The 16,682-nt window shown below is 36.5% G+C and carries 11 protein-coding genes and 3 tRNA genes; 10 read left to right on the top strand and 4 right to left on the bottom strand.

Annotation, left to right across the window (positions count from 1 at the left end; all coding sequences use genetic code 11):
- Positions 1-85: 85 nt before the first annotated feature.
- The 4 genes from DHW03_RS05275 to DHW03_RS05260 all read right to left on the bottom strand — a co-directional run bounded on the left by DHW03_RS05275 (position 86) and on the right by DHW03_RS05260 (position 5,627).
- On the bottom strand, positions 86-1,579 hold the full coding sequence (locus DHW03_RS05275; protein ID WP_109924661.1) for a peptide MFS transporter: 1,494 nt from the start codon (positions 1,577-1,579) through the stop codon (positions 86-88).
- Position 1,580: 1 nt separating this feature from the next.
- Positions 1,581-3,350, bottom strand: coding sequence for a peptide MFS transporter (locus DHW03_RS05270; protein ID WP_109924660.1), 1,770 nt, complete (start codon positions 3,348-3,350; stop codon positions 1,581-1,583).
- Between the two features lie 143 nt (positions 3,351-3,493).
- The gene (locus DHW03_RS05265; protein WP_109924659.1) at positions 3,494-4,393 is read right to left on the bottom strand and encodes a hypothetical protein; all 900 of its coding nucleotides are present in this window, start codon (positions 4,391-4,393) and stop codon (positions 3,494-3,496) included.
- Positions 4,394-4,451: 58 nt separating this feature from the next.
- Positions 4,452-5,627, bottom strand: a complete 1,176-nt coding sequence (locus tag DHW03_RS05260; protein ID WP_109924658.1) for an acetyl-CoA C-acyltransferase — start codon at positions 5,625-5,627, stop codon at positions 4,452-4,454.
- 265 nt (positions 5,628-5,892) lie between these two features.
- Between DHW03_RS05260 and DHW03_RS05255 the strand changes: the two genes are divergently transcribed.
- The 10 genes from DHW03_RS05255 to DHW03_RS05210 all read left to right on the top strand — a co-directional run bounded on the left by DHW03_RS05255 (position 5,893) and on the right by DHW03_RS05210 (position 16,681).
- Positions 5,893-7,968, top strand: a complete 2,076-nt coding sequence (locus DHW03_RS05255) for an HD family phosphohydrolase (protein ID WP_394340899.1) — start codon at positions 5,893-5,895, stop codon at positions 7,966-7,968.
- 82 nt (positions 7,969-8,050) lie between these two features.
- Positions 8,051-8,137 (top strand) — tRNA-Ser (locus DHW03_RS05250).
- A 94-nt stretch (positions 8,138-8,231) separates the two neighbouring features.
- Positions 8,232-8,305 (top strand) — tRNA-Pro (locus DHW03_RS05245).
- A 52-nt stretch (positions 8,306-8,357) separates the two neighbouring features.
- Positions 8,358-8,431: transfer RNA gene (locus tag DHW03_RS05240), tRNA-Pro, on the top strand.
- 209 nt (positions 8,432-8,640) lie between these two features.
- Complete coding sequence (locus tag DHW03_RS05235) at positions 8,641-9,792, top strand: glycosyltransferase family 61 protein (protein ID WP_109924656.1); 1,152 nt, start codon at positions 8,641-8,643, stop codon at positions 9,790-9,792.
- Between the two features lie 191 nt (positions 9,793-9,983).
- On the top strand, positions 9,984-10,664 hold the full coding sequence (locus DHW03_RS05230; protein ID WP_109924655.1) for a TolC family protein: 681 nt from the start codon (positions 9,984-9,986) through the stop codon (positions 10,662-10,664).
- An 18-nt stretch (positions 10,665-10,682) separates the two neighbouring features.
- Positions 10,683-12,821 (top strand): exopolysaccharide transport family protein, encoded by a 2,139-nt coding sequence (locus DHW03_RS05225; protein WP_109924654.1) that lies wholly within the window; start codon positions 10,683-10,685, stop codon positions 12,819-12,821.
- Between the two features lie 53 nt (positions 12,822-12,874).
- Positions 12,875-14,137 carry an O-antigen ligase family protein gene (locus tag DHW03_RS05220; protein ID WP_109924653.1) on the top strand — a complete coding sequence of 421 codons (1,263 nt, stop codon included), beginning with the start codon at positions 12,875-12,877 and terminating at the stop codon, positions 14,135-14,137.
- Positions 14,138-14,268: 131 nt separating this feature from the next.
- Entirely contained in the window at positions 14,269-15,426 is a 1,158-nt protein-coding gene (locus tag DHW03_RS05215; RefSeq protein WP_109924652.1) for a glycosyltransferase, read from the top strand.
- A 61-nt stretch (positions 15,427-15,487) separates the two neighbouring features.
- Positions 15,488-16,681, top strand: coding sequence for a glycosyltransferase (locus DHW03_RS05210; protein WP_240618470.1), 1,194 nt, complete (start codon positions 15,488-15,490; stop codon positions 16,679-16,681).
- The last annotated feature ends 1 nt before the right edge of the window (position 16,682 follow it).

Below are 16,682 nucleotides of genomic sequence, written 5' to 3'. Positions count from 1 at the left end.
AATCCTTTGTCGGTTTATGCTGGCGAAAGTAAATATTAAAAATGAAAACATCACGATTTTTCATCATTTAGAAAGGCCTTAGTTGCTATCTAACTTCTTGCATTAATTTTTTAATCAACTGCGAAAATAGGATTAAAGCTACGCCTGCAATTAGAGAATAGAGCGCCAAAGCCTTATAACCTTCTGTATAGGCAATTAGCTTAGTCGGCAAAGTCGCATCATCTATGCTCGACATTTCCGCACCCAATTTTCCGGCAGCAAGTTGCCCGAAAGCGCTAAACAGGAACCAAAGCCCCATCATCATACCAAACATCCTTTTTGGTGATAGTTTGGTAATAATCGACATGCCAATTGGGCCGATGCACAACTCTCCAAGTGTAAGCAATAAATAAGCAAAGGTGAACACGTTTAGCGAGCTAATTCCGTCCACATTGGCAAAGAAACGAGTTGCATAAAAGGCGTAAAAACTTGCGGCTAAAAGAATAAAGCCCAAACCAAACTTAACCACCGTATTCGGCTCAAGCTTACGTTTGTACAGTCCCAACCATAAAATCCCAACAATAGGACTAAATACAATTACAAAAAACGAATTGACGCTGTTGTTTACAACATTCGGGTCGATATTAAAGAATAAGATTTTGTGGTCTAAATTATCTTTAGCAAACAAGGATAGAGAGCCACCGCTTTGCTCTGATATTGCCATGAAAATGAAGTAGCAAAATATAAATACAAATGCAGCCAATAATTTATACTGAGCCTTTTTATCTTTTATTTTAACTGTTTCATAAATGAAGTAAATCATTGCAATAACACCAAGCGTGTACATGAAATAATCGGTAAAGGAAGTATTGCGCACCATGATGAAAATCAGAGGAATACACAATAATGAACCAACATAAACTGCTATTTCATAAATTTTTTGCTTGGTTTTTGCGAGGTGCAACAATGGCGAAATCCCAATAGGGCCCAAATGTTTTTTGGTAAAAATGAATGTACCTAAACCAAATGCCATCACTAAAGCCGCAGAAAGGAAACAGTAATGCCAGTTATAGTATTTGCCTAAGTAAATGCACAGCGCACCGCCCAATAAACCTCCAACGTTAATTCCAGCGTAAAAAAGGCCGTAACCCGCATCTCTGCGGTTATCTTTTTCGTGGTAGAGTTCTCCAACCATCGAAGAAATATTGGGTTTAAAAAAGCCTGTTCCAATGATAGATAGGGTTATGCCTACATAAAATAAATCTTGGGGTGAAAAGGCCAAGATTAGGTTTCCAATAATCATTAGTGAGCCACCCCAAAACAAAGATTTCCTAAAACCTAAAATTTTATCGGCAAAGATTCCACCTATAAAAGTAAAGGCATAAACAAAGGCTTGGATAGCACCATATTGTAAATTCGATTTTTGATCGCTAAGGTGCAGTTGATCGACCATGAAAAAGGCCAATACACCACGCATCCCGTAGAAACAGAAACGTTCCCACATTTCAACCAGTGATAAATACCAAAGTTGCTTAGGGTATTTTCCTTCAAAATTCTGAATCTCTTCTAAAGAAATCGTTTTGTCAGTCGCAATTGCCATACTATTTTACGCCGTGCATTAATTTTTTGATGATAGGCGTAAGGAGCATAATAAAAATTCCAAGACCTACAGGAATTAAAGTAAAAATTAAAAAGAAGGTTGACATGGAATACTGTGCGGTGATTTTATCAATCATGCCACCCATGGTACCTGCAATTTTATTTCCAATAGCAATCGCTAAATACCAAATGCCAAACATAATTCCGATCATTCGGCCTGGTACCAATTTAGAAACATAAGAAAGACCAACAGGAGAGATAAAAAGCTCACCCATGGTATGGAAGAAATAAGCTAAAATAAGCCAAATCATGCTTACAGATGCTATTTTTGCACCCGACGGTATCGAACTAGAACCATAAGCCAAAGCGGCGAAGCCTATACCTAGTAAAATCATGCCTAAACCATTTTTAACAGTGGCAGTTGGGTTGTATTTGCTTTCCCAAATCTTTGATACAAGCGGTGCAAAAGAAATGATAAATAATGAATTTAATACACCAAACCAAGTTGCAGGAACTTCAGCTTTAACATCGCTATATTGATTTTTAAGCATGTAGATAACGATAATCCAGATCAGGGCGAAGCCGAAGGCCAGAATAATATTGCCTAATGCAAATTTGCCGAAGGTTTTTCTAAATAAACTGAAAAGTACGTAGGTAATGATGACTAAAGGTACCACCGTAATTAAGGTATTGGCAATATTGAAAATAATTTTGGCATTTCCTTCCAGTAACCTTGCGGTGTAATCTTTCGCAAAAATGGTCATCGATCCACCTGCTTGCTCAAAAGCAGCCCAAAAGAATATGGTGATAAAGGCGAGTACAATAACCACAATCATCTTATCTCTAAGTTTTGAGGTGTATTGCGCAATTCTTTTGATTAGGATAAAAATAAATAAACTCAGTGCAACAATGATCGCGAAGTTATCGCCCGTTAATTTCCCAACGGTAAAATTAAAAACGGTATGCCCCGAAATTTTTGAGTAGGGGTCGTTGATGATCCAAACCAATCCAATTACAGAAATTAGAACGATTAAAACAATATCGAATAAAGAGAACGGGTTCTTTTTAGCCTCTGCTGGGTCTTCATCCTCATCAACAACTTCAACATTGTTAACAGGTTTCAAACCAATAGATCCGAAAATATTTTTGGTAAAGTAGAATTGGAGCATGCCCACAAACATAAAGATACCAGCGAGGCCGAAACCATAACTCCAACCCCAATTCGGGCTTTCGCCAATGTAACCGCAAAGTAGCATACCTAAGAATGCGCCCGAATTTACACCCATGTAAAATATGGTATAAGCACCATCTTTTTTCTCTGGATGTTTTTTGTACATGTGCGATAAAATTGATGTCATGTTAGGTTTGAAAAAACCATTTCCCACCACTAAAAGGCATAAACCTAAGTACATGAAAATGGGATTAACCTCAAAAGCCATCGAAAGGTGGCCCAAAGTCATTAAAAATGCGCCAAGAATAACTGCCCAACGGTATCCAATTAACCTATCGGCAATGTAGCCACCCAAAATTGGCGTTAAATAAGCCAAAGAAGTGTAAGATCCATAAATGGCCAAAGCATGCTCTCGTGGCCATCCCCAACCTTTGTTTTCACCAAAAATTGATGAGGTTAAAAACAATACCAATAAGGCACGCATCCCATAATACGAAAATCTCTCCCACATTTCGGTAAAGAAAAGTACGAACAGACCTGCCGGGTGACCCAATACCTTTTCTTTAAAGAAATCGTCCTTGGTTTCAATAGTTGTTTGCATAAAACTTTTGTTGGTTTTAGTTTATGAATTCAGAATTTGTGTGTTGTTTAAGTTAGTTTAGCAGGGCGCAATATAGTCAGCGATTGGCAAACTCACAAATTTTTAACCTTTGATGAACGTAATGAAAATGTTAGAATGATGGCCTATTCAAACTTTCTAACGGGTTTTACATTTTTCTTGGGATCTGCATAGAGCTCATCACTCGCATTTGGATTGTTTTTAAGTTCCAAATTTTCTTGAAGTTTTAGCCTTCCGCCAATTACTTTTAAACCATCGGTATTCCCGTCTGATCCATAATATTCATATCGGCCTACCATTTCTGGATCAAAAGGAGCGAGGTGATCAAAAACGATTGCGCCTGCACTGGCTTCGGTTTTCAAAACCATGGCATTGGATTTTGTATATTCAAAAATCACTCGGTTTTTCCCCTTCAAATCTTTGCCATCAAACACAGGCGCACCAAATATGGCCTTTTCTTTATCGAAAGATAAAATCTCGATTACCTTTTTAGTGGTGCTTTGCGTATTTCCTTTCCAGCCTAAAAGCACATAATAAGGTAATCTGCCACCAGAGGTGATGGGGATAATTTCATAATATCGGGCACCAAACCACTTTAAATTATCGCCAATGGCATTTGGGTCTTGGATGTTTTCGGTTTGATCAATTAAAGGGAAAAGTTTTAGCGGTCCATTTCCAGTATTCATTTGTATGGCCCCATAGTAGCGATAGGTTCCATTTTCCAATTGAAGGTACCAACTCAAAATTCGAAATGCCTGGTCGGAAGATTTTACAATGGATACATTTTTTAAAGAATCAAAAGAGTAGCTGAAGGAGTTGGGGACTTTCAGTGCTTCTACCAATGTTTTTACAAATTTGCCGTTTTTTGCAAGTCGCTGTTCATCACTATCTTCCATTTTTATAGAAGCATTCGTTTTGATTAAGCTATCTTGAAAAACATCGAGCTTGCCATTTGTTTGCTGTGCTTTTAAAGCATTGCTTGTAAAAACAATAAAAATTAAGATGTAGAATTTAGCACTTTTCATGTATAATGTATAAAGATAAGTTTGCTGGCAGATATGCCAGCAACTTGATATAATTACCTTACAATTTTTCGATCACCAGAGCACTTGCACCACCACCACCATTACAAATTCCCGCCACGCCGATTTTACCGTTATTTTGCGCCAAAACGGAGAGTAAGGTGACCACAATTCTAGCGCCCGATGCGCCAAGTGGGTGACCAAGAGAAACTGCCCCACCATTTACATTTACCTGTTTATCGTTCAAATTGAGGAGTTGATTATTGGCGATTGACACAACAGAAAAAGCCTCGTTGATTTCAAAAAAATCTACATTTTTAATGTCAATATTGGCTTTAGCTAAAGCTAGTGGAATCGCTTTCGAAGGTGATGTGGTAAACCATTCTGGCGCTTGTTGGGCATCAGCAAAACCTAAAACCTTAGCTAAAGGGCTTATACCGAGTTCTTTTGCTTTTTCTGCGCTCATTAAAACTAAGGCAGCAGCACCATCATTCAAGGTTGATGCGTTTGCGGCAGTAACCGTTCCATCTTTCTTAAATACAGGTTTTAAGCCCGGTATTTTATCAAATTTAACCGCCGAAGGTTCATCATCTGTATCAATGATACTAATTTCGCCCTTGCGGTCTTTAACCTCTATGGCTACAATTTCATTCTTAAATTTCCCTGCGGTTTGAGCAGATTGTGCTCTTTTGTACGATTCGATGGCGAAATTATCTTGTTCCTCACGTGTGATGTTGCATTCGCTTGCACAAAGTTCTGCTGCCGAACCCATGTGGTAGTCGTTATAAACATCCCAAAGCCCATCTTTCACCAAACCGTCGGTAACCTGTCCGTGACCCAATCTGTAGCCATTTCTAGCCTTATCCAAGTAATATGGTACATTGCTCATGCTTTCCATTCCGCCTGCTACAATAATGTCGTGATCGCCATTGGCAATACTTTGTGCCGCCAACATGATGGCTTTAGTACCCGATGCACATACCTTATTGATACTGGTTGAAGGTAAATCGGGTAAACCGGCATATTTCGCTGCCTGTGTGGCTGGCGCTTGACCTAAATTTGCAGAAAGCACGTTTCCCATGTACACTTCTTCAATTTGGTTTGGACTTAAGCCTGCCTGATCTACTGCGGCTTTAATTGCAAAACCACCCAATTGGCTTGCCGAGAATTGAGCCAATGACCCTCCGAAACTTCCAATAGGGGTTCTTACAGCCGATACAATTACAACTTCTTTCATGTAAACTATTTTTTATGAATTTTTGGTTAGGCCACTAAGGTAGGCATTTTTTGATATTGCATAAGCGCTCAATCGTTCATTTTAGCGTGTTGTAGCCCAGCACTCATCATAATTTTGGCCTAATACAAACACATCTGCCTCTTTTGCTTGATTTAAAACCCAATTGAGTAGAAAATCCTTTTAACTCATGGCAATTGCAAACAAAAACAGTAAAATGTATATTAGATAAAAATGTTATTTTTGACAGCATCTTAATTGTATTGTTTTGGCCAAAATCAAAAGAAATTCCCATAAAATCCTATATCGTAAATATTCGTCCAATTTAAAATACGTGATGATGATTTTTGCGGTATTCATCATCACCTTGTTCTTACCTAAGCAACCCCGCTTTCGCTATGAATTTGAAAAGGGCAAAGTTTGGATGAATAAGGATTTGATTTCTCCATTTAGTTTCGCCATCCTTAAAACCAATCCTCAGGTTAGCAATGATAAAAAGAACGCGTTAAAGGACATATTACCGATTTATCAGTTCGATAAAAGTATAACAGATAACGCTTTAGAAGAATTTTCAAACGAGTTCGACATCAAATGGCGATCTACCCAATTGGATGAAAAAGAAAAAATTCAATATAAAGCTGAGGCTTATAAGTTACTACAGAATATATATGCCAAGGGAATTATTGGCTTGAATGTAAAGCATCAGATTGGTGGCAAGAACTACGATTTTTCGTTCATTGAAAACAACATATCAAAACAAAAAAACACACAGGATATTTTTACCGCTGAAACGGCTCTTCAGTTTTTTAAGGCGAGCTTCAAGGCACCTAATCAAGTTATGGGCGATTTGATTGCCAATTTGGCCGAAGATCACATCACACCAAACATCATTTTTGATGAAAGATTAACGCAAACTGTGCAAGACAATACCGTTAATAATGTATCAACCACCAAAGGGATGGTGCAGAAAGGGGAACTTATTGTGGCTAAGAATGATATGGTTGATGATGAGATCTATCAGAAGCTAGAATCTTACAAGGCAACTTACGATGCACAAACCAAAACAATAGGAAGCCAAAGCTTGGTGTATTTGGGTCAGGTAATCTTAGTGGCTTTTATTATTACCATCCTGATTTCGTTCCTATTTTTATTTCGAAAAGATATTTTTGCAGACAACCGCCAGCTTTCGCTCATTTTAATTGTAACTACGGGAATGTTGCTCTCGCTGACTTGGGCGCTTAAAATGAACCTTTCCAGTTTGTATTACATTCCATTTTGCGTAGTGCCGATCATCATCAGAATTCTATTTGATACCCGATTGGCGCTCTACCTGCACATGCTGGTAATTTTAATTGCGGGTTTTTTTGTAGCCAACAGCTTTGAGTTTGTGTTCTATCAGGTAACAGCCGGTATGGTTGCCATTTTTAGCATCAAAAACTTTGTAAAAAGAGAACGATTTTTGGTCTCAGCGATGTTCATTTTGCTGGCCTATTTTGTATCATTTGTCGGGATTGCCTTATTGCGTGAGGGATCGTTTAGAGAGATAGAATGGATTAATTTTGTGCCTTTTGTATTTAGTGTATTGCTTTCCTTATTGGCCTATCCTTTAATTTACTTGTTCGAAAGGGTGTTTGGTATTACTTCTGATGTGGCCTTGATTGAGCTGACCAATACCAACAATAAGCTTTTAAGAGAGCTTGCCTTTAAAGCCCCAGGAACTTTTCAGCATTCTTTGCAAGTGGCAAACTTAGCCGAGGCGGCTATTTTCAAAATCGGGGGGAACTCGGTTTTGGTTAGGGCAGGCGCACTTTACCACGATATTGGTAAGGTAGATAATCCACAATATTTTATTGAGAACCAGAATACGGCCGTGAGTCCACATGATAAGTTGCCTTACGAGCAAAGTGCTCAGATTATCATTCAACACGTGCACAAAGGAATTGAGATTTTAAGGAAGAATCAAATCCCAGAGGCCATTATCGATTTTATTAGAACGCACCACGGAAATACAAGGGTAGATTATTTTTATCAATCGTTCTTGAAAAATTCGCCAGAAAAATTTGTGGATGAAAACATTTTCCGTTATCCGGGCCCAATTCCATTTAGTAAAGAAACAGGTGTTTTAATGTTGGCCGATTCGGTTGAAGCCGCCTCAAGAAGTCTGAAAAATCCGGATGCCCAGAACATAAATGACATTGTTGAGCGGATAATTAACTATAAATTGGAACAAAATCAGTTAGATGATTGCGATTTAACATTAAAAGATATTGAAACTATCAAATTGATTTTCAAGACGATGCTGATGAGTATCTATCATGTGCGAATAGATTATCAACAACTTTAGTAAAATTTTTTTTGCAGAATAGGTTGTTTTACTATATTTGCACACCGAAAAACAAGTCGGATGACGAGTTTTAAAGAAAAAAGGAGAGGTGCCTGAGTGGCCGAAAGGAACAGTTTGCTAAACTGTCGTACTGGTAACGGTACCGCGGGTTCGAATCCCGCCCTCTCCGCAAAATAAATTGGCAAAATTACTCGGATTTATCATTTTAAAACCGTTACTTTGCAATCCCTTCGAAAGAGGGTAAAAAAAGGAGATACCAAGTTCGGGATGTAGCGTAGCCCGGTATCGCGCCTGCTTTGGGAGCAGGAGGTCGTAGGTTCGAATCCTGCCATCCCGACAAAAGTTCAATCCACTTTACAAAAGGATTAAAAAAAGGTGATACCAAAGTTCGGGATGTAGCGTAGCCCGGTATCGCGCCTGCTTTGGGAGCAGGAGGTCGTAGGTTCGAATCCTGCCATCCCGACATCAAATCGAAAGATTGAAGAATAAGCCCTCTAGATGAAAATTTAGAGGGTTTTTTTGTGTCAGGCTCTTTGGTTAATCAAAAAATAACCGCAATAAATTTAGGCTAATTAAATTTCCTTTTCTGGGTATTAGTCAAGCAAATATTCTAGTCATAATCCTTACCTTCGTCATCAACCCTACTATTAAATTATTGTATTACAGTTGTATATGCCCTATTTAAAAAAAATAGCCAAAGTTTTGGGCTTTGGTGCGGTCTACGCTCATCTGAAAGATCTGCGCATTAAACTAAAAGGATACAATGTTTTAGATGCCGAGCAGACATTCACTTTTCTAAAACCATTTTTGATAAAAATAGCTCTGGGAAAAGAATATGCGCTGCCAAATGTGATGGATTGTTCAGACCATTTAAAGTATATTTTTAAAGATCTTAAGATTTCTACTGACCATTTATATGTTTGGAATTACACTAACCCTAAAGTTAAGGCCTATCTTTCTAAGTTCGGCTCAGTAATCATCGGAAATAAAGTAATGTTAACTCATCGAGATCACAGTGGTTTTTATAAAGATGTTTATGATAATGACAATAGGGAAACCATTGCTGTAGCTACAGTTATTGCGCCGTTTAGTCATAACCAGGATGAGTATGGCTACTATGGCTATTACGATTATCTGTTTTTTGTTGCCGTAAAAATAGCTCGTATTGTTCAGGCTCTTCCACAGATTGACCGCTCAACTACATACGTTTCTTATGCTCTTTTTGGCGGTAGCTACGAAACTGAATACTTAGAACTTTTCGGGTTAATGCCTGAGAAATTAATGGACAGTCAGAAGTACAAATTGATATCTCCCCAAGTGCTTATGGCAAACGGCACCAGTTGGCATCCCAATTTGGAGGATATTCAAACCATGAAAAACCTAATTAAAAAAAATCATCAAATTGAAAAGACAGAAGCCAAAAGAGTTTACATAAGCCGTGCTGGAAGAAGAAAAATTATAAACGAGGCTGAATTAATTACCTTGCTTAAAAAATTCAATTTCGAAATTGTAGAAGATAAAAAAAGATCTGTTAAAGAACAGATTTCCATTTACAGTAATGCGTCATTTGTAATTGGTCCTCATGGCGCTTCATTTGCAAATATTATATGGTGTTCGCCTCATGCGCACTTATTTGAATTGTTTTCCAGCAATTATGTGCCTGATTACTTTGCTTATCTAGCCAATTTGATGCAAATGGACTATTCGGCTTATTATGAAGGCACGCCAGATGTAAACGTAAGTTTTCGAGATGGATCTATTGAAAATATTTATGTATCAATACCTAAGTTGGAAGTTTGTTTAAATAACATCTTCAAAACATAGCTTATTATTGATTGATTTACGGATGTAATAACCTCAGCGAAAGCCGAATAAATTTATTCCTCAAGTCACATCGGATTTTGGAGCGCTGAAGATAATTATTTAAACTTTTTTAACCTAAATTCAAAAAGAAGAAGTTTAATTGTATATTTGAGAATTCATCTTAACAATCTTTTAATCCCTATTATTAATTAATGAAAAATCTATTCAAAATCGCTTTAACTGCTCTGATGCTTTTAAGTGTAGAGTCTTACGCTCAAGAATCAATAATCCCTGAGATTAAATATGCAGATCTAGAAAAATACATTGATTTAGCAAAACAAAATTATACTAAAATCAAAATTCTAGACGCCAAAACCGAAAGCATTAAAACCGCAATTCCAATAGCAGCAGTATCTTATTTGGACCCTTTTAGTGGATCGTATTTTTACAGACCTACGGGAAAAACGGTAATTGATCCCTTAAATCCTTACAATGTAAACGGATTTCAATTTGGAATTAACCTTAATCTTGGTGCTTATTTGCAAAAGCCATTTCAAGCCAAAAAAGCCAAATACGATTACAAAGTAGCCCAGCTAGAGCAAAAGGATAATGAAATCCAAGTAACGTTAGAGGTGAAAAAAAGATACTACGATTATATTCAACAAATTGCAGCACTTAAAATTTTTACCCAAAGCGCTCAAGACAGTAAGAGTGTAGCCGAGAGTTTGCGAAATAGATTTGAAAAAGGTGAAATTACCTTGGAAGCTTATAACCAATCTAGAATCATCCAAACCAATGCTTTTACTTCAAAAATTCAAGCTGAAGCAAACTATTTAAGAGCAAAAGATCTTTTAGAGGAGATTGTAGGTCAAAAACTTTCTGATATTAAATAATACAGTCAATTAGTATAGATGGATATTAAGTCTTTTTTAAAGCTGGTTAATAAATATAAATGGGTTCTAATTTTAGTACCCATTATTGCTGTAACAATAACCTACTTTTTAGTACAAAAATTACCTAAACAATACGCTTCTGAAGTTCAAATCTCAACAGGGATTTTGGATCCTTCTAAAAAAGTTATCAGCACGGAAAACGTCGATTTCTTTAAAGTAAGCCAGCAGTTTAGCAGCATTATGGAAAAGTTTAGGATGAAGAAAATCATCAATATTCTATCCTATAATTTGATCCTGCACGACTTGGAGCAGCCAAAAAAAACCTTTAGACCTTACAGTAAGAAAATCGATTCCCTAAATGCAACTGCTAAGCAAGAAGTTATCCAAGTGCTTAAAGAGAAATTGGCTACAAAATCAATTTTAACCTTAGGTGATAACAAGGGCAAGTACAAGCTGTACGATATTGTTGGCTCAATGGGCTATGGTGAAGAGGATTTACTAAAAAAATTGAGCGTTACGCATGCGGATAACAGTGATTACATCAACGTTGAATTTATCTCAGAAGATCCAGATCTTTCAGCATATGTAGTGAATACCCTTGCTAGTGAATTTATTAGTAATTACAGTGCCGATGTCAATATCAATCAAACCAATTCGATTGTTTTGTTGGATTCTTTACTGAAGGCCAAAGAATTGGTGATGAATGAAAAAAACACTGCATTGTCTTCATTTAAGAGGAATAAGGGTGTACTCAATTTGAATGAACAATCAGCAACTGTTTATGGTCAAATTTCTCAATATGAAGCACAACGAACAGATGCGATAAGGCAAATGCAATCCAACCAAGGGGCAATTGCTACCATTGAAGCAAAATTAAGAGGGAGCGATGCCTTTATTGGAGGAAGCAGCAGAGCTGATAATCGTGAGATCATCAATTTAAAGAGACAACTTAAAATTGCAAGTGATGCCTACGTTGATGGGGGCTTTAAAGCATCAGATCAGAAAAAAATTGACTCTTTAAATAGAATAATTAGCTCCAGAAGCGCCGATAATGAGGATCAAAATGTATTAGATCCACGAGCTTCAAAGCAGGCACTTGTTCAACAGAAAATTAATTTGGAGATTGCCATGCAACAAGCTAAAAGCAGCTTGAACTCAATTAATTCAGAGTTATCTGTTTTGAGGGCTAGATACAGCAGTATGGTTCCTTTTGATGCAGACATTTCCAATTATGAAAGGGATGCAGATTTAGCTACGAAAGACTACACAGCCGCTTTAGAGCAATATAACCAAAGTAAAACAGATCAGAATTTAGGCTTGCACCTACAAATTGAAGAACCTGGCTTACCAGGAAATCCTTTACCATCAAAAAAGATTTTATATCTGGCGGGATCGGGCATAGGTAGCTTCGCTTTGTGTTTATCTGCACTTTTTCTGTTGTTTATGTCAGATAGCTCCATTACAACTGTACAGCAGTTAGAAAAACTAACGAAATCAAAATCGATCGGTATTCTCAATAAAATTGAAGGAGATGAACGAAACATCCGCGATATCTGGAATGATAAAAGTGATAATTTGAATTATGAAGTTTATCGCGATTTATTAAGATCAATTCGGTTTGAAATTACCAAACAGCTTGAAAAAGACGATAGTAAAATTGTCGGTATCACCAGTTTAGGCTCAGGCGAAGGAAAAACATTAGTTGGCTACAGCTTAGCCTACGCATTTGCCGCAATAGGTAAAAAAGTTTTGCTAATAGCAGATGAATTACCTGTGGTACAAGCGCAAAGCAAACAGTTGGCTACCAATCAGAATTTTCAAACCTTTTTAATTAAAAAGCAGATTCAAACTGAAGATTTGATCACAGTAATGAATAAAAATACGGCAAGAAGTTCACTTTTAGAAAGCCAAAGTATGGAAAGTTTAAAAGGTGGCTTTGAGGTATTGAGAAAAGAGTTTGATATCATTTTAGTTGATGTTAACAGTTTAAGAGATATTAATATTGCTAAAGAGTGGTTACTGTTTACTGAAAAAAATATAGCGGTATTTGAATCAGGAAAGTCAATGGCCAGTACGGATATGAAGCTTGTTGAATATGTAAAAGAATTACCAGATTTCTCTGGTTGGATTTTGAATAAAGTGGCCAATTCCAAGTAATGAAAATCGGCTTGTTAACCTCTATGATGAAGAAAAAAACTTCTTAAATCAGCATGCATAGAATTTTACTTTATACGCTAGTTGCATATTGTTTTCTGTATGGGATCATTGCCCGAGAAATCGGGGGGATTCCTGTTGGAATTTTTATTGAAGTTTTTTTAGTTTTAATATTTATTGCAGCTACAATAAAATCATCGGGCGACGATTGGAAGGATTTAAAACAAGACATTCTTTATGTGATCTTGTTTTGGTTCGTAATTAGTGTTTTAGAAATTGTTAATCCAGGGTCTGCTACAATTGGATGGTTGGCAGAAATCAGAACTACTGCGCTGTACCCCTTGTTGATGGTTATGGCAGGTTTCTTAATTTTTAAAACCAATCGTGATCTTGACATATTTCTAATCATCATCATTGGCTTATCAACGCTTGCCTCCTTAAATGGCATTAAGCAATTGTACATAGGTTTATCCAAAGGAGAACAAGCATTTTTAATACAAAATGCGAGCACCCACTTACTATGGGGGAGGTTAAGGGTATTTTCTTTCTATTCTGATGCCGGACAATTTGGTGCTGCACAGGCTCATATTGGGGTTATGGCCTTAATACTTTCTTTTATACCCATGAAACTTTGGAAAAGATTGTTGTTACTGGCTTGTGCCTTCTTAAATCTTTATGGAATGCTAATTTCGGGTACCAGAGGTGCACTCTTTGCCTTAGTTGCAGGCGTGCTCTTGGCCATATTATTAAGCAAGAATTTAAAAGCGATATTAATTGGTGGTTTTGTTGCCTTGAGTTTTTTATGTGTTTTAAAGTTTACGCACATTGGAGATGGAAACTATCAAATTTTCAGACTCAGAACAGCATTAAATCCTGAGGACGCATCGTTAAATGTTAGAATGAACACTCAAAGAAATCTTCGCCTTTATATGGAAGATTTGCCATTTGGCGGTGGCTTAGGTGTAATCGGATTTAATGGCGTAATGTATAATTCCGATAAATATTTATCTACCGTTCAACCCGATAGTTATTATGTTAAAGTGTGGGCCATGTACGGTATAGTTGGCTTTACCATTTGGTTTTGCATTATGATGTTTATTTTGGGTAAGTGCTGTGGTATTACATGGCGTATTAAGAATCAAGCGCTAAAAATTAAAATGATAGCGCTTACGGCTGGCTTTGCTGGTATTTTGGTTTGTAGCTATGGTAATGAAGTAATCAATATCATGCCTACATCCATTGTAGTGTATTTATCATGGGTATTTATTGCAATTGCACCAAAATTAGATCGTAAAGAACAAAGTTTATTGTTGTCTTAAAAAAGAAAATTATGCCATTTGAAATTTTTGTACTTCCTGGTATCATCTGCTTAATTTTCGCATTTGTAAAAGGTTATAAATACTATGATCAAGTTGCTGAGGAGGATAACGACAATTATTAATTGATATTCATGGTAGCGATTCACTATATATGGTTTGTTTTTCAAATATTAATTGGGTATAATCTTGTATTGCCCATTATTTTATTTGTGGCCTATTGGTTCACAAAGAAAAAGAACCAACACCTTCAAAGCATTAGTAATTATGATTATGCCATCATCGTTACCGCTTACGAGCAAACCGATTTATTGCATCCAGCAATTGCATCGATCCTAAAACTCAACTATTCAAATTATCTCGTTTATATTGTTGCAGATAAATGTGACATTTCAAATTTGAGATTTGATGATCCAAGAATCATATTATTGCGCCCGGAAACTACTTTGGCCAGCAATACCAGATCTCACCTTTATGCCATAGCTAATTTTAAACGCCAGCATGAAATTTTAACCATTATCGATAGTGATAATTTAACGGATCCAGAATACATCAATAAGCTTAATGTTTATTTCGATAAGGGTTTTGAAGCAGTTCAAGGCATTCGGAATGCCAAGAATTTAAATACAACATATGCCTGCTTAGATGCTGCCAGAGATCTATATTATCATTTTTATGATGGAGAGGTTTTATTTAATGTCGGTTCGTCGGCTACGCTTTCAGGTTCAGGAATGGCTTTTAAAACAGCGTTATATCAAGCCTGTTTTCAAAATTATGATTTAACCGGAGCTGGTTTTGACAAAGTTTTGCAAGCGAAGATTCTATTGATGAACAAAAGAATTGCCTTTGCTGAGGATGCAATTGTTTATGATGAAAAAACAAGCAATTCTAAACAACTGGTTAGCCAACGTTCTAGGTGGATAAACACCTGGTTTAAGTACTCAAAGTTCGGATTTGGAATTATGTTTAAGGGCTTGAAAAACTGGAATTTAAATCAGTTTCTATTTGGCTTAATCATTATACGTCCGCCTTTGTTTATCTTTATTTTATTGTCTGGCATGTGTCTTGTTGCCAACATTTTTTTAAGTGCTTCTGTATTTTTGGTATGGATATTGGCTTTCTTGTTATTTATTTTAGGTTTCTGGATTTCATTGAGATATCACTCTGCCGATCCCCGTATTTACAAATCACTAGTCAACATTCCAAAATTTATATACTTCCAATTGCTCTCGTTATTACATTCAAAAAAAGCCAATCAAAGATCTGTTGCCACAAAACATAACGTAAATTGATGTGCAGAAATTTAGCGATCTATTCATGAACCAAAATTGTAATATTTAAAGTCAAAGCATCTTGAAAAACAGAGATATCATAATTGTTGGGCAGCAGGCTTGGGATACTGAGATTGGAAGTAATTGTAAAAACATTGCTTTAGAATTCTCGAAGACCAATCGGGTTTTGTATGTAAATCCGCCACTGGATCGAATTACTAAGTTTCGAGGAAAATCTGATCCTAAAGTTCAAAAAAGATTAGATGTTATCTCTGGTGACCAAAACGGTTTAGAGAAAATTGCGCCAAATTTATATAACCTTTACCCCAATAAACTTATCGAATCTATCAACTGGCTGCCGGGAGATTTTATCTTTGATTTGTTTAATAAAATAAACAATAAGCGCTTTGCCAGTTGCATCAAAGCGGCAATCACTGAACTCGGGCTTAAAGATTATATTTTGTTTAACGATAGTGATATTTTTAGGAGTTTCTATCTTAAGGAATTGATTCATCCATCATTGAGCATCTATTATTCTAGAGATAATATGATTGCGACCGAATACTATCGCAAACACGGACTAAAATTAGAGCCCAAAATTATTGCCAAAAATGATTTGTGTACGGCAAATTCTGAATATCTTAAAAACTACTGCAAACAATTTAATCCCAACGCTGAATATGTAGGGCAAGGCTGCGACTTAAGTATTTTTAATGATTTTCATGATGATACAGAGACGGAAGAATTTAACAATATAAAATTACCTATAATTGGTTACGTTGGGGTACTTACCTCTGCCCGGTTGGATATAGATTTAATTTCTCATTTGGCTACCAATAAGCCTGAATGGAGCATTGTTTTGGTAGGACCAGAAGATGAAGCATTTAAAAACAGTAATTTACATCAACTGCCTAACGTTCACTTTTTAGGACCAAAGTCGCCAGAAGATTTGCCTAAATATGTCAATCTATTTGACGTTTGTTTTAATCCACAGGCCATTAACCCCCTAACCATTGGTAACTATCCACGCAAAATAGATGAATATTTAGCAATGGGTAAGCCAACAGTAGCTACCAGAACCGAATCGATGGTTGTTTTTAAGGACTATGTTTCTTTGGTAGATGACAAATTTGAATATGTACCAGCCATTGAGAAATTACTTGAGGGTAATAATTCGGATTTAATTGAAGCCAGAAAGCGCTTTGCTTTATCTCATAGTTGGGAAAATTCGGTGAATTTAATTTACAAAGCTATAGATCAAACATTAAAGAGTTGAA

Origin of the sequence: Pedobacter yonginensis, assembly GCF_003173595.1 — a bacterium.
Classification (GTDB): domain Bacteria; phylum Bacteroidota; class Bacteroidia; order Sphingobacteriales; family Sphingobacteriaceae; genus Pedobacter; species Pedobacter yonginense.
This window is presented reverse-complemented; position numbering and strand designations above follow the sequence as displayed.

Coding starts and splice junctions, on each gene's coding strand:
- DHW03_RS05275 (WP_109924661.1), bottom strand. CDS start 1,579: ATGGCAATTGCGACTGACAAAACGATTTCTTTAGAAGAGATTCAGAAT.
- DHW03_RS05270 (WP_109924660.1), bottom strand. CDS start 3,350: ATGCAAACAACTATTGAAACCAAGGACGATTTCTTTAAAGAAAAGGTA.
- DHW03_RS05265 (WP_109924659.1), bottom strand. CDS start 4,393: ATGAAAAGTGCTAAATTCTACATCTTAATTTTTATTGTTTTTACAAGC.
- DHW03_RS05260 (WP_109924658.1), bottom strand. CDS start 5,627: ATGAAAGAAGTTGTAATTGTATCGGCTGTAAGAACCCCTATTGGAAGT.
- DHW03_RS05235 (WP_109924656.1), top strand. CDS start 8,641: ATGCCCTATTTAAAAAAAATAGCCAAAGTTTTGGGCTTTGGTGCGGTC.
- DHW03_RS05230 (WP_109924655.1), top strand. CDS start 9,984: ATGAAAAATCTATTCAAAATCGCTTTAACTGCTCTGATGCTTTTAAGT.
- DHW03_RS05225 (WP_109924654.1), top strand. CDS start 10,683: ATGGATATTAAGTCTTTTTTAAAGCTGGTTAATAAATATAAATGGGTT.
- DHW03_RS05220 (WP_109924653.1), top strand. CDS start 12,875: ATGCATAGAATTTTACTTTATACGCTAGTTGCATATTGTTTTCTGTAT.
- DHW03_RS05215 (WP_109924652.1), top strand. CDS start 14,269: ATGGTAGCGATTCACTATATATGGTTTGTTTTTCAAATATTAATTGGG.